Here is a 14,292-nt window from a genome sequence, read left to right as displayed (position 1 = left end):
TCCACCTGAAACCAATCGACACCCAGCGGCAAAGCGCCGGCCATCATTAATTGTCGGTCATCGCGTTGCGGCGCGGCAACGCGCGCTCTAGAGCGGCGGCCGATGCGTCCGGTGTACGCCCCATCTTCCTACGCGAACCGTCCCACGCTCGGCAGCCGGGCTGTGAGCTTCGCCATCTCGGCGGCGTTGGTCGGGCTGCTGATCTGGATGCTGATCCGGCTCGGTCTGCTGCCCGACACGGTGACGGGCAAGGCGGCCGGCGCGCTGACGACGATCAACGTGCAAGGCGATCATCCGTCGCAAGCCGCCGCCAAGGCGATCAAGGCGGCGTCCAAGCACCAGGCCGCGACGACGCGGGAGACCAAGGTCACCCCGCCGGTGACGCCCACGCCGCCGCCCAAGGTGCCACCGCCGCCGATTCCGTGGATCCAGATGAGTCACGACGATTTCGCCCAGTCCGACATTTCGACCAAGCCCAACCGCGCCGCCGAGCAGCCCGCCGCCGGCACGGACGCGAACGGCAGCGACAGTGGAGGCGGCAGCGACAACGGATCGGGCGGCGGGCAGCAGGGCGACCGGCTCTATCGGGCCGACTGGTATCCCCGCCCGCCGACACAGGCGGAGATGGCCTTCTACATCCAGCGCGCCGCGCACGTCGAAGGGTGGGGCGAGATAGCCTGCCGCACGGCGGAGCGCTGGACGGTGGTCGATTGCAAGCCGCTCGGCGAGACGCCCGGCTCCGGCTACGCGCGGGCGATGATCGATGCGTCTTGGCAGTTCCATGTCATGCCGCCGCGCATCAACGGCCGGCCGATGGTCGGAGCTTGGGTGCGCATCCATTATGATTTCTACATCACAAACTCACCGTCCCCTCAGTGAAAATCCCGTGATTTTGGGATGATGCGCACATCGCGCGGGTGCCGGCCGCGCGGGACCTGGGGGTGCGCCACCACGTCGGCGCGCGACAGAGTGACGGGAGGCAGCCCTTCCTCGCTCAGCCGGTCGAGCAACGCGGTGCGATCGACGATGCGGTCGGCCATCAGGTGGATCACCCCCTCCTTGCTCTTCTGGACGACGCCGTGCGCCTCCATCAGCCGGCTCGCCATCAGCGCGCGGCGGTAGCGATCGAGCATCCGCGCCCAGAGCAGGATGTTCACGATCCCCGCCTCGTCCTCCAGCGTCGCGAAGATCGCATTGCCCTTGCCCGGCCGCTGGCGGACCAGCACCACGCCCGCAACCCTCGCGCGCTGGCCATTGGGGACGTGGAGCAGCTCCTCGCTCGACAGGACGCCCTCGCGCCGCAGCGTCGCGCGCAGGAAGTGGATCGGGTGCTGCTTCAGCGACAGGCGGGTGGTCTGGTAGTCGGCCGTCACCTCCTCGGAGAGCGGCATGGCGGGGAGGCGCGCATCGGGCTCGGCGGCAAGCTCGCGGGCCCGGGCTGCGGCGAAAAGCGGCAGCTCGGCCGCGCCGGGCATGCGCCGCACCTCCCACGCCGCCTGACGCCGCCCGAGATCGAGCGATCCCAGCGCATCCGCATCCGCCAGCAGGCGAAGCGCACGCGCCGGCAGGGGCGTGGTCGCCTTGCTGCCCGTCACGGGAATGCGGACCCGCCGACCGATCTCCTCGACGCTGGCGAAGGCGCCTCCGGCCTCGTGCTCGGCCGCGACGGCGTGACCCCAGGCTTCCTGAAAGCCATCGATCTGGCGAAAGCCCAACCGCAGGCCGAATCCCTTGTCCTTGCGGTGCTCGGCCACGCCCCAATCCCAGCGCTTGTGCACGTCCCCGTCGGCGGCGCCGGCTTCGACGGCATTATCCCAGCCGCTGTGATTGACGTCGATCGGCAGGATCGCGACTCCATGCTCGGCCGCGTCCCGCACGATCTGGGCGGGCGCATAGAAGCCCATCGGCTGCGAATTGAGCAGGGCGGCGGCGAAGACGGCGGGATGCGTCGCCTTCAGCCATGACGAAACATAGACAAGCAACGCAAAGGAAATGGCGTGGCTTTCCGGAAAGCCATAGCTGCCGAAGCCCTTGATCTGATTGTAGCAGCGTTGTGCGAAATCGCGTTCGTAGCCGCGCGAGACCATGCCCTCGACCATCTTCTCCTCGAAATTGCCCATAGTGCCGACATTGCGAAAGGTCGCCATGGCATGGCGTAGCTGATTGGCCTCGCCGCCGCTGAAACCGGCCGCCGTGATGGCGAGGTTCATAGCCTGCTCCTGGAAGAGCGGCACGCCGAAGGTGTTGCCGAGCACCTCCTCGAGCTCGTCCTGCTTGTGCGGAGGGCTTGGCTTAGGAAAGTCCGGCAGCTTGCCGGTCAGGCGGAACTCCTCGCGCCGCCTCAGATAGGGATGTACCATGTCGCCCTCGATCGGGCCGGGGCGTACGATCGCCACCTGCACGGCGAGATCGTAGAATTTCCGTGGCCGCAGGCGCGGCAGCATGTTGATCTGCGCGCGGCTCTCGACCTGGAAGACGCCGACACTGTCGCCGGTGCAGAGCATGTCATAGACCTCGGCGGCATCCTGCGGGATGCTGGCGAGTTGGTGATCGCCGAGATCGTGCGCCCGCATCAGATCGAACGCCTTGCGGATACAGGTCAGCATGCCGAGCGCCAGCACGTCGACCTTCATCAGGCCGAGCGCGTCGATATCGTCCTTGTCCCATTCGATGAAGGTGCGGTCCTCCATCGCGGCATTGTGGATCGGCACGGTCTCGTCGAGCCGGTCCTGCGTCAGCACGAATCCGCCGACATGCTGGCCGAGATGGCGCGGGAAGGTGAGCAGTTGGTCGACGATCCAACGCAGTCGCTCCAGATCGGCCGCTTCGAGATCGAAGCCGGCATCGGTGAAGCGGCGCGTCTCCATCCGGTCGGCGAAGCTGCCCCACACCGTGCTGGTGAGGCGCGCGGTCACATCCTCGGAAATGCCCAGCACCTTGCCGACCTCGCGCACCGTGCTGCGCGGCCGGTAATGGACCACGGTGGCGGCGATGCCGGCACGATGGCGGCCGTAGCGGCGGTACAGCTCCTGGATGACCTCCTCCCTCCGCTCATGCTCGAAATCGACGTCGATGTCGGGCGGCTCCTTGCGGTCGGATGAGGCGAAGCGCGAGAAGAGCAGCTTGAACTCGCCCGGATCGACCGAGGTGATGCCGAGAAAGTAGCAGACCGCCGAGTTGGCGGCGGAACCGCGGCCCTGACAGAGGATCGGCGGATCGAGCGAACGCGCGAAGTTCACGGCCTCGTATACGGTCAAGAAATAATAAGCGTAGTTGCGCTTGCGGATCAGCCTGAACTCGGTGCGCAGCATGTTGCGGATCTTGCGGGGGATGTCGTGGCCATATTTGGCTTCCACCGCCTGCATGGTGACATGCTTGAGCCAGGGCAGCGGCTTCCAGCCCTCCGGCACCGGCTCGTGGGGATATTCGTAGCGTAGATCGTCGAGCGTGAAGCGGATCCGTTCAAACACGTCCGCCCAGGCCTCCAACGCCTTCGGCGCCTGCCGGAACAGCCGCCCCATCTCCCTCGGTTCCTTAAGATGCCGCTCAGCGTTCGCCAGCAGGCGAAGGCCCGCATCCGCGATCGCCATGCCCTCGCGGATACAGGTGATCACATCGTGGAGCGGGCGCTGCTCGGGAGTGGCGTAGAGCGCGTCGCAAGTGGCAAGCAGAGGCAAGCCGGTGCGACGCGACAGCGCGATCAGCCGGGCGAGACGGCGATGATCGTCGCCCTGCCGGTTCATCGTGGCCGCGATCCAGAGCGGAGCGTGGCGGGCGAGGCGGCGCAGCATGAATTCGTGAGTCTCGTCCGCCATTGCGATCAGCAGCAGGCCCTGCGCATGCTCGATCAGATCGGAGAGGCGGAGGATGCACTCGCCTTTCTCCGCGCGAAGATTGCCGAGGCTGAGCAACCGGGTCAGCCGCCCCCAGCCGGCACGATCGACCGGATAGGCGACGATGTCCGGCGTGCCGTCCGCGAAAGCCAGCCGCGCGCCGACGACCAGACGAAAATCGGGCCCGACCAGCCCCTGCGCCCGCGCTTCCTTCAGTGCGACATGCGCCTTCACCACACCCGCCACCGTGTTGCGGTCGGCGATGCCGATGCCGACGTGGCCGAGATCGATGGCGTGCATCATCATATCCGCCGCATGGTTCGCACCGCGCAGGAAGCTGTAGTTGGTCGCGGCCAGCAACTCGGCGAATCGCACCTCCCCGCTCATGCGAACAGCCCGTGGACGTACCAGTCGGGCGAGTCCGTCTCGCGTTCGTAGAGGCCGTGGCGGAACAGCCAGAAGCGACGGCCGCGCACATCCTCGACGCGGAAATAGTCGCGGGTGAGGAGCGGCTTGCCCTTGGCCGGCACAGCCACCCGGTCGGCCACCTCTACCTCGTCGCAATCCATCGCATCGCGACCGGGTTTGGGACGAAGCACGGAGGCCGGCGGATCGGGTAAATGGTTCACGGCAACACGCCACCATTCACCCGCGATCCGCTCCGGCCCCTCGAAGCGCACGACTTCGTGAACGATGCGGCGCCATCGGAAGCGGCGCGGCGGCCCGTCCGGCACTTCCGCCGTCACCTCGATGCGCTGTGGCGGATCGAACAAGTGGAGCGGGCGCAGCGGCGGCTCGCCGGCGGGTGGCTGCGGCCAAGGCACGGGATCGGTCAGTTCGACTGCCGGCAACCCAAGCGCCTGCTGCTCGGGGATATGCGTGCCCTGAGCAACGAAGCGGCGCACGCGGTTGCGTCCGAGCCGGGTGGAGAGGCGGTCGATCAGCGCGGCCAGCGCCTCCTCGGCGACACGGCCACCTTCCAGCCTGAGCTGGGTTGCCGCCAGTGGCTCGACCGCCGGCACCGCCAGCCGGATCATGTCGAAGCCGAAGCCGGGATCGATCGGATCGGCGAGCGCATCGATCCGCTCGCGGAACAGACGCGCGGGAACGGCGGGGTCGCGGGTGGGAAGCCCGGTCTCGATCGCGACTTCGCGCACCGCGCCATCGCTGCGATAGAGCCGGCCAACGAAGCGCCGGCCGCCGCCGTGGCGCTCCTCCAGCACCGTCGCAGCCTCGCGCGCGAGATCGTCCAGCACGGCAAGCGCATCGTCGGTGCGGGCCACCGGCTCGGCGAAGCGCCGCTCGAAGAGCAAGGCAGGCAGAGCGCGGCGGGGCGTGATCCGGCTGTCGGTGCGGCCGAGAAGGAGATCGAGCGCATCGACCAGCCCTTCGCCGAAGCGCGCAGCCAGCGGCGCGGTGGGGCGATCGGCAAGATCCCCGATGGTCTTGAGGCCGGCGCGGCGCAATGCGGTTTCCGGTTCTTCCTCCAGTCGCAGCGCGGCGATCGGAAGGCGCCGGATCGCCTGGGCCTCGTCGGTGGCGGGCAGCGCCTGGAAGCGGGCCAGCGCCTGCGCTGCCTCAGGCGTGTCGGCCAATGCAAAGCGGATCGTGAGGCCGGCGCTCGTGAGGCGCTGCTCGACATCGGCGGCTAGAGCGGATTCCCCACTCCACAACCGTTCGCTTCGCGCGGAGGATCGAACACCGTCGGGATCCGCAGTCGAGAAATCCTGCGACACAATGGCTTCCCGACCGACACGCCCCGACGTTGCTCGACGCTGCTCCAAGCGAGCGGAGATGGGTGGAGCGAGCAAAAGTCCCTCCACGCATCCGGTGATATCCAGCGTCACCCCGTCCGGGGGATCGAGCGACACCATCGGCGTCCAGCGGTCGCAGCCATCGGCGATGCGCTCCAGCCAAAGCCGGTCGGCATAGGAATCGTGATCGATTGCCGCCAACTCCGGCACGCGGGCTCGCGCATCGGCGAGCGTCAGGCCCGGGGCGAGGCCGAGACGGAGCGCACGCGCGTCGAGCGCCACCACGCGCATCGCGCCACGCTGCTTCTCGACGAAGGCGGTCGGCGGTTCGTCAGGCCCGAAGCTGCGGCGCCTCCGGTCCGCTGGCAGCAGCGGGAACCACAACCCCAGGAATCGGCGTTTCCCGAAAGGTGGAGCATTCACGATCCCACTCCAGCCGCCAGCGCCCGCCATCCGGACGTCCACGCTGGCGCAGCAGGGCGATATCGAAGGCGGGATGGCCGGGCGCATCCGCCTCCAGCGCGATCGACGGCGCGGACGAAACCTGCCAGCGAGTGTGGGCGGCACTGGGGATGGGATCGCCATCCACCCGCAGCATCAGCGCGGTGACCCCCGATTCCTCGGCCGCCATCTCCAGCCGGCGGCTCGCAGTGAGATCGAGTGCGCGCGGCTGCTTCCACAGTTCGATCACCGCCGCACCCACAGCCGGGCAGCGTACCACGTCCGCCGCCGCACGCAGCAGCATCACCGGATCGCGCAGCACCAACAATACCAGCCGCGCCGGATCGAGCCCGATCTGCGCCAGCCCCGACGCCGAGAGCCGGCCGCCCCCCTCGGCATCCTCCTGCCGGAGCCAGAGCAAGGGTGTAGATGACGGCAAGGCCCGCAACACCAGCATCGCGGCAAAGGCCGCCGCCACCGGCCCGTCCGCCGGCTCGGCCGCGAACAGTTCGTGCAGCCGCCCCCGAGCGATCCCGCCACCCAGCGCCCGATCGAGCGAATCGACACCGAGCGACGCATGGATGGGCGCATCCTGGGGGCGCATGCCCTCGATTCGGGCGATCCTCTTCCGCAAGGCACATAGCGTGGCCACCGACTCGACTAATCCATTGTTCCCTGTATGTTCCACTTTGCGCTTTGGGTGCAAAGAGTCAAGCTGGTCCGGTGGCAGATTTCCGCGATATCTGCCTGGTAAGACAATGCACATGTCAGATAGATCAGTTTCAAGTTGAAACGCCGCTTTGCAACATGAGGCGGCCATTTTACTTTGACGCCAATCATGATAATCTTGGCCGCGTGCCATCGGGAGAGTGGCACGAGGAGAAGGCACCGGTGGAACATATCGATCCGGCCATCTGCGAAGTCGAGTTTCGCTTGCTCTGTTTCATGAGCGCGATCTCGCTCGCCATTTCGGGCACGGTGATCTTCCTGCTCGTCTGAGCGGACTGATCATCCTGCGCACCGGCACAGCCTCGGGGCTGGCCTATCCCTCACTTCGCCGATAAGGGAGCCGCTGTCCTTTCCTTCAGGAGCAGCGTGATGACCTCCCTGTACCCGATCGCGATCGAGCCCAACCCGGCGGTGCTGGCGGCGGCCGAGCGCGCGGTATTGCTGGAGGATCCGGGCTTCGGCCGGGTGTTCACCGATCACATGATCACCGCCACCTGGACAGAAGGCAAGGGCTGGCATTCGGCGACATTGGGCGCGCGCCGCCCCTTCACGCTCGATCCGGCCTGCGCGGTGCTGCATTATGCGCAGGAGATATTCGAGGGCCTCAAGGCCTATCGCGCCGACAACGGCGGCATCACCCTGTTCCGCCCGGAACAGAACGCGCGCCGCATGAACGAGAGCGCGCGCCGCATGGCGATGCCGGAGATCCCGGAGGACCTGTTCCTCGACGCGATCGACGCGCTGGTGAAGGCCGATGCCGGCTGGATCCCCGGCGGCGACGGCAGTCTCTATCTGCGCCCCTTCATGTTTGCGTCCGAGACATTCCTTGGCGTGAAGCCGGCATCCGAATTCATCTTCTGCGTAATCGCCTCGCCGGCCGGTTCCTATTTCAAGGGCGGCAAGAAAGCGGTGTCGCTGTGGGTGTCCGATCATCTCAACCGCGCCGGCCCGGGCGGCACGGGCGCGGCCAAGTGCGGCGGCAACTATGCCGCGAGCCTGATGGCGCAGGCCGAGGCCTATGAGCATGGCTGCGACCAAGTGGTGTTCCTCGACGCGGTCGAGCATCGCTGGGTGGACGAGCTCGGCGGCATGAATATCTTCTTCCTGTTCGACGACGGCAGCATGATCACTCCGCCGCTGACCGGCACGATCCTGCCCGGCATCACCCGCGCCTCGATCCTCGAGCTGGTGAAGCGGCGCGGCATCGCGGTGGCCGAGCAACCCTATGCGATCGATCAGTGGCAGGCGGACGCCAAGAGCGGCAAGCTGCGCGAGGTATTCGCCTGCGGCACGGCGGCGGTGCTCACCCCGATCGGCCAGGTGAAGAGCAAGGCCGGCGACTGGACGATCGGCAATGGCGACGGCGGCCAGCTCACCGACGAGATCAAGGCCGAGCTGGTCGGTATCCAGCGCGGCCGGGTCGAAGGTCCGGCGGGCTGGGTGCGCCGGGTGGTCTGAGCCGGAGCCTTCTCCCCGCCGGAGAGGGCTTTTAACCCCCCGCCCCTCTGCTATAGCGCGCCACCATGGAACGGCTCCCCGGGGACCGCCCCGTCCCCGATCGCCTGCGCGGGGGTGTCGTGGCGCTGGGCAATTTCGACGGCTTTCATGTCGGCCACCAGGCGGTGGTGGGCCGCGCGCTGGCGCTCGCCCGCGAGACCGGCGTGCCGGCGCTGGTCGCCACCTTCGATCCGCATCCGGCGCGGTTGTTCAAACCCGACGCCCCGCCTTTTCTGCTGACCCGCATCGATCAGCGGATGGACCTGTTCGAGGCGTTCGGCATGGACGGCGCGCTGGCCCTGCCCTTCGATCACGCGCTGGCCGCGCTGGGGCCGGAGCGCTTCATGGCCGAATGGCTGGTCGAGCGGATCGGTGCTTCGGCGCTGGTGACGGGCGAGGACTTCACGTTCGGCAAGGATCGCGGCGGCAACACCGCGCTGTTGCGCAGCCTCGCGCATCAGCGCGGTATGCTCGCCGAGACGATCGCACCGGTCGAGGCGGATGGCGGCGTCGCCTCCTCCACCCGCATCCGCGACTCTCTGCGTGCCGGCGATCCGCAGGCGGCGGCGCGCCTGCTCACCCGACCCTTCGCGATCCGGGGCGCGGTGCAGCATGGCGACAAGCTCGGGCGCACGATCGGCTATCCGACCGCCAACGTGGCGATCGGCGATTATCTGCGCCCGGCCTACGGCGTGTACGCGGTGCGCGGGCGGCTGGCGGACGGGCGCGTGGTGGATGGCGCCGCCAATCTCGGCGTGAGGCCCCAGTTCGATCCGCCCAAGGAATTGCTGGAGCCATATTTCTTCGATTTCTCGGGCGATCTCTACGGCCAGACGATCGAGATCGAGCTGATCGAGTACCTCCGCCCGGAAGCGAAGTTCGACGGCCTCGACGCGCTGGTCGCCCAGATCGACGCCGATTGCGCGAAAGCCCGCGATATCCTTGCCGGAAACCCGGCTGCCCTCTAAGTCCGGCCCCGACATGTCCGATACCGAAACCAAGCGCGACTGGCGCGACACCGTCTTCCTGCCGAAGACCGACTTTCCCATGAAGGCCGGCCTCGCCGCCAAGGAACCCGCGATCCTCGCCAAGTGGCAGGCGGAGGACCTCTACGGCACGCTCCGCACGCAGCGCGCCGGCAAGCCGCGCTGGATCCTCCACGACGGCCCGCCCTACGCCAATGGCGACATCCACATGGGCCACGCCATGAACAAGGTGCTGAAGGACATCATCGTCCGCAGCCAGTCGCTCCTCGGCAAGGACGCGCCCTATGTGCCGGGTTGGGACTGCCACGGCCTGCCGATCGAATGGAAGGTCGAGGAGCAGTATCGCGCCAAGAAGCAGAACAAGGACGACGCGCCCGTCGACCAGTTCCGCGCCGAATGCCGCGCCTATGCCCAGAAATGGGTCGACGTGCAGCGCGACCAGTTCAAGCGGCTCGGCGTGATGGGGGACTGGGACGATCCCTATCTCACCATGAAGTACGAGGCCGAGGCGGCGATCGCGGGCGAGCTTCTGAAATTCGCCGAGACCGGCCAGCTCTATCGCGGCGCCAAGCCGGTGATGTGGAGCCCGGTCGAGAAGACCGCGCTCGCCGAGGCCGAGGTGGAATATGAGGACATCACCTCGACGCAGATCGACGTGGCGTTCGAGATCGTCGAAGCGCCGAACGCCCAGGAACTGGTCGGCGCATACGCTGTAATCTGGACGACGACGCCGTGGACAGTCCCTGTCAATCAGGCGCTGGCCTACGGACCGGGTGTTGAATACACCATATTCGAGATCAAAAGCGGTGAACTCGAAGATAAGCCGCATCTCGCGCGGCTTGGTGGAAAGCGGCTTGTCGTCGCGACCGCATTGATCCCAGCCTTTCTCAAGCGGATCGGCTGCGAATGGGATAACAGCGACGTCCCGCATGAAGTTTATCTCGGCGGGTGGCCGTTTGAAGGAGCAGTCGCCCGTCATCCCATGCATACGCGCGGAGGCTTCTTCGCCAAGCCCCGCCCGTTCCTGCCCGGCGACTTCGTCACCACCGATGCGGGCACCGGCCTCGTCCACATGGCGCCGGATCATGGCGAGGACGATTTCCTGCTCTGCAAGGCGCACGGCATCGATCCGGTGTTCGCGGTGGAGGATAACGGCTTCTACCGCGCCGACTGGGCGTGGATGGGCGGACAGGGCAGCGTCATCGCCCCCAAGCTCAACGCGCCCGAAGGCCCGATCTGCACGGACCTGCGCGAGGTAGGCGCCCTGCTGGCGGCGGGGAGCATGGTGCATAGCTACCCCCATTCGTGGCGCTCCAAGGCCAAGGTGATCTTCCGCTGCACCCCGCAATGGTTCATCGCGATGGACCGCCCGATCAATCCCCCCTCCCTTTCAAGGGAGGGGCCGGGGGTGGGTGACACCCTCTACGGTGCGCGTAACGGTGAGGGATTCACCCACCCCAACCCCTCCCTTGAAAGGGAGGGGCTTTCGAACGGCCCCACCCTCCGCGAACTCGCGCTGGACGCGATCGAGCATACCCGCTTCGTGCCGGACAAGGGCCGCAACCGCATCGGATCGATGGTCGCGGGGCGCCCCGACTGGGTGATCTCGCGCCAGCGCGCCTGGGGTGTGCCGATCGCCATCTACGTCGATCCCAAGACCGGCCGCTATCTCGACGACAAGGGTCTCAACGCCCGCATCGTCGAGGCCTTCAAGGCCGGCGGCGCGGACGTGTGGTACACGATGGATCACGCGGCGCTGCTGGCCGAGTTCGGCCACGATGCGAACGTGTGGCAGCCCGTCACCGACATCCTCGACGTGTGGTTCGATTCGGGATCGACCCACGCCTTCACGATCGAGGCACGCTATGGCGAGGGCGTCCGCGCCGATCTCTATCTCGAAGGATCGGACCAGCATCGCGGCTGGTTCCAGTCCTCGCTGCTGGAGTCCTGTGGCACGCGCGGGCGCGCGCCCTATGACGCGGTGCTGACCCACGGCTTCGCGCTCGACGGGCAGGGCCGCAAGATGTCCAAGAGCCTCGGCAACGTCGTCGATCCCCTGAAGGTGATCAACGAGAGCGGCGCCGACATCCTGCGCCTGTGGGTGGCATCGACCGACTATTTCGAGGATGTCCGCATCGGCAAGGAGGTGCTGGCCGGCACGTCCGACGCCTATCGCAAGCTGCGCAACAGCTTCCGCTACCTGCTCGGCGCGCTCGATGGGTTCGCGGAAGAAGAGCGCGTCGCGGTCAACGAGATGCCCGAGCTGGAGCGTTACGTGCTCCACCTGCTCGCGAAGCTCGACGCCGAGCTGCGCTCCGCCACCGACGCCTTCGAGTTCAACCGCTACGCCCGCGCGCTCACGGATTTCGCGAATGCCGATCTCTCGGCCTTCTTCTTCGATATCCGCAAGGACTGCCTGTACTGCGACGCGCCGGAGAGCCTGACGCGCCGTTCGTATCGCACCGCGCTCGACATCCTGTTCCACGCGCTGGTGCGCTACGCCGCGCCGATCCTCTGCTTCACCGCCGAGGAGGTGTGGGGCACGCGCTATCCCGATGCCGGATCAGTCCACCTGCTCGAATGGCCCGAGGTCGAAGGGCTGTGGATCGACGAGGGGCTGGCGCAGAACTGGGAACAGCTGCGCGCACTCCGTCTCGCCGTCTCCGCCGCGATCGAGCCGATGCGCAAGGCCAAGGAGCTGGGCTCGTCGCTGCAGGCCAGGGTGGCGATCGGTTCGCCCGAGCGGCCCGCCGCGACGCCCTCCGAGCTTTCCGAGCTCTTCATCGTATCCGACGTCCAGCTGGAGACGACCGATTCCACCCAGGTGGTGGTCCACGTCACCGACTGGCACAAATGCGGCCGCTGCTGGCGGCACCTCCCCGAAGTGAAGGAAGACGGCGATCTCTGCGACCGTTGCGAGGCAGCCGTTCATGGCTGACCTGAAAATCACCCGCCGCATGGGCTTCGCCGTGGCCCTACTGGTCTACGCGGTGGACCAGTTCATCAAGGCGATCATCATCCACGGTGTGGCGCTGCCCGTCCGCCGGGTGATCGAGGTGCTGCCGATCTTCCGCTTCTACTGGGTGGAGAATCACGGCATCTCGATGGGCTTCCTCACCGCCGACGGGCCGGTGGAGCGCTGGCTGCTGGTGCTGCTCACCGGCGCGATCGCCGTCGCGGTCGTTTTCTGGCTGTGGCGCGAGCGCAACAAGCTGGATGCCGCCGCACTCGGCTTGGTGCTGGGCGGGGCGCTCGGCAACATCACGGATCGGGTCAGGCTCGGCTATGTCGCCGACTTCCTGGACCTGCATTTCGGCGACATGCACCCTTTCCTGGTTTTCAATGTCGCCGATGCCGCTATTACGATAGGCGTTCTGCTGCTGGTGCTGCGCGCTCTGTTCGTGCGCACGCCCGCCGCTTCGGAGAAGAATTGATGCGTAGGACGATCGCGACGGTTGGTGCTCTGGCGGCTGGTGCCGCGGTGCTGGGCGGCTGCGCCCACACCAAGGCGACCGGCTTCGGCAACCGCAACGCGCCCAACGAATTCGTGGTGACGCGCAATCCGCCGCTGGTGATCCCGCCCGATTTCGCGCTGCGTCCGCCGCGCCCGGGTGAGCCGCGCCCGCAGGAGGCCAGCCCATCGCAGCAGGCGCTCGCCGCGATGTTCGGAGGGCAGGCGCAGGTTTCGCCCGGCCAGCAAGGCCTGGTCGATCAGACCGGCGGCGCGCCGGAAGCCGGCATCCGCTCGGAAGTCGGATCGCCCTCGACCAACGTCGTCGACAAGGGATCCGCGACAAAGGACATCATCGCCGCGCCCGCTGGCAACGGCGACAATTCGACGGCCACTACGCCACAATAAAAGCTTCGCCGCTCCGGCACTTGGCGCGGAGCGACGAACATCATGCTTCAAGATGTCAACGTTGTCGGTAATATCGTTGCGCCGATGCCTTGTTGCGCATGCGCCACATTATGACGAAACTTACATGAGCCCCGCTTTTTATCGTTGTGCGGCGCGGCGAACCTAGTCCAAAGCAGTCCTGCGGAAAGCGAGCTTAGCCCGGAACAGAGGCAAGCCGTTCTTCGCACGCGGGTTGGAAGTGCTGAATTCACTTTGAAAGGCATTTTCGATGCGCAAGGCTCTGATTCTGTCCACCCTGTTTGCTGGTACGATGCTTGCGGCCGCCCCGGCATGGGCGGACGACGCGCCCGCGCCGGCCTCCGATTTCACCATCACCGGCAGCGCGGGGGTGTGGTCCCAGTATCGCTTTCGCGGCATCTCGCAGTCGGACAACAAGCCGGTGGTGCAAGGTGCGCTGACCATCACCCACAAGTCCGGCTTCTACCTCTCGACCTGGGGATCGAGCGCGACGGGTAACGCGGCGGTCGACATCGGTGGCACCGAAATCGACGTCTTCGCCGGCTATTCCAAGACGATTGCCGGCTTCACGCTGGACGGTGGCGCCTATGGCTATCTGTATCCGGGCAGCACCAAGCCTCACATCCAGATCGATTCGAGCGGCACTTTCTTCGGCGGTGCCACTGGCATCAGCCAAAATTATTTCGAGATCTACGGCGATGTCAGCAAGACCTACGGGCCGGTGACGGCCAAGGCCGGGCTGAACTGGGCGCCGAAGCAGTCCTACTTCAAGAATTTCGGCACCTCGACCCGATACAACATGTACGTGTACGGCGAACTGGGCTTCTCGCTGCCGAGCTTCCCCGTCTCCTTCCACAGCCATCTGGGCCATACAGCGGGCGGGTTCGATTTCTTCCCGCTCGGTCAGTCTCATCCCCACCAATATTTCGACTACACCGTCGGCGCGACATACAAGTGGAAGTCCCTTGCGTTCGACCTGTCGGTGGTCGGCACGTCGCTGTCGAAGAAGGACACCACCGTGTTCGCGTTCGATGACGGCGAGGACGGTACCGAAGCGTTCCGCCAGAACGATTATCGCCGCGCCGCCAAGGCGGTGCTGGTCGGATCGATCAGCGCCAGCTTCTGATCCTTTCCAGAGGGGGACGGGCGTCGGCCGCAAGGCCGGCGCCCTTTTC

Annotated in this window: 10 protein-coding genes; 7 read left to right on the top strand and 3 right to left on the bottom strand. The window is 66.7% G+C overall.

Annotation, left to right across the window (positions count from 1 at the left end; all coding sequences use genetic code 11):
* The first annotated feature begins 102 nt into the window (after positions 1–102).
* Positions 103–879, top strand: a complete 777-nt coding sequence (locus HZF05_RS01630; protein WP_160364878.1) for a hypothetical protein — start codon at positions 103–105, stop codon at positions 877–879.
* Here HZF05_RS01630 and HZF05_RS01625 read toward each other — a convergent pair.
* Genes HZF05_RS01625 through HZF05_RS01615 form a run of 3 tightly spaced genes read right to left on the bottom strand, consistent with a single transcriptional unit; the run spans position 873 to position 6,632 of the window.
* Positions 873–4,220 (bottom strand): error-prone DNA polymerase, encoded by a 3,348-nt coding sequence (locus tag HZF05_RS01625; protein WP_160364877.1) that lies wholly within the window; start codon positions 4,218–4,220, stop codon positions 873–875. The two genes, HZF05_RS01630 and HZF05_RS01625, sit on opposite strands and share 7 nt — an antisense overlap.
* On the bottom strand, positions 4,217–5,878 hold the full coding sequence (locus HZF05_RS01620; RefSeq protein WP_425505607.1) for a Y-family DNA polymerase: 1,662 nt from the start codon (positions 5,876–5,878) through the stop codon (positions 4,217–4,219). The genes HZF05_RS01625 and HZF05_RS01620 overlap by 4 nt, the downstream gene beginning before the upstream one ends.
* Before the next feature lie 40 nt (positions 5,879–5,918).
* On the bottom strand, positions 5,919–6,632 hold the full coding sequence (locus HZF05_RS01615; RefSeq protein WP_160364875.1) for an ImuA family protein: 714 nt from the start codon (positions 6,630–6,632) through the stop codon (positions 5,919–5,921).
* 494 nt (positions 6,633–7,126) lie between these two features.
* On the opposite strand from HZF05_RS01615, the gene HZF05_RS01610 reads away from it, so the two are divergent.
* From HZF05_RS01610 to HZF05_RS01585, 6 genes are all read left to right on the top strand, one after another.
* Positions 7,127–8,215, top strand: coding sequence for a branched-chain amino acid aminotransferase (locus tag HZF05_RS01610; protein ID WP_160364874.1), 1,089 nt, complete (start codon positions 7,127–7,129; stop codon positions 8,213–8,215).
* A gap of 65 nt (positions 8,216–8,280) precedes the next feature.
* On the top strand, positions 8,281–9,222 hold the full coding sequence (locus HZF05_RS01605) for a bifunctional riboflavin kinase/FAD synthetase (RefSeq protein ID WP_160364873.1): 942 nt from the start codon (positions 8,281–8,283) through the stop codon (positions 9,220–9,222).
* A gap of 13 nt (positions 9,223–9,235) precedes the next feature.
* A complete protein-coding gene (ileS, locus tag HZF05_RS01600; protein WP_160364872.1) occupies positions 9,236–12,178 on the top strand; it encodes an isoleucine--tRNA ligase in 2,943 nt (980 codons plus the stop codon).
* Positions 12,171–12,674, top strand: a complete 504-nt coding sequence (gene lspA, locus HZF05_RS01595) for a signal peptidase II (protein ID WP_160364871.1) — start codon at positions 12,171–12,173, stop codon at positions 12,672–12,674. Before ileS ends, lspA begins: the two co-directional genes overlap by 8 nt.
* A complete protein-coding gene (locus HZF05_RS01590; RefSeq protein ID WP_160364870.1) occupies positions 12,674–13,099 on the top strand; it encodes a DUF3035 domain-containing protein in 426 nt (141 codons plus the stop codon). The genes lspA and HZF05_RS01590 overlap by 1 nt, the downstream gene beginning before the upstream one ends.
* A gap of 268 nt (positions 13,100–13,367) precedes the next feature.
* Positions 13,368–14,243, top strand: coding sequence for a TorF family putative porin (locus HZF05_RS01585; RefSeq protein ID WP_160364869.1), 876 nt, complete (start codon positions 13,368–13,370; stop codon positions 14,241–14,243).
* Positions 14,244–14,292 lie beyond the last annotated feature (49 nt).

It is taken from the genome of Sphingomonas chungangi, from assembly GCF_013778325.1.
GTDB lineage: Bacteria > Pseudomonadota > Alphaproteobacteria > Sphingomonadales > Sphingomonadaceae > Solisphingomonas > Solisphingomonas chungangi.
Note: the sequence above shows the minus strand (reverse complement) of the source record. Positions and strands in the feature narration are given on the sequence as shown.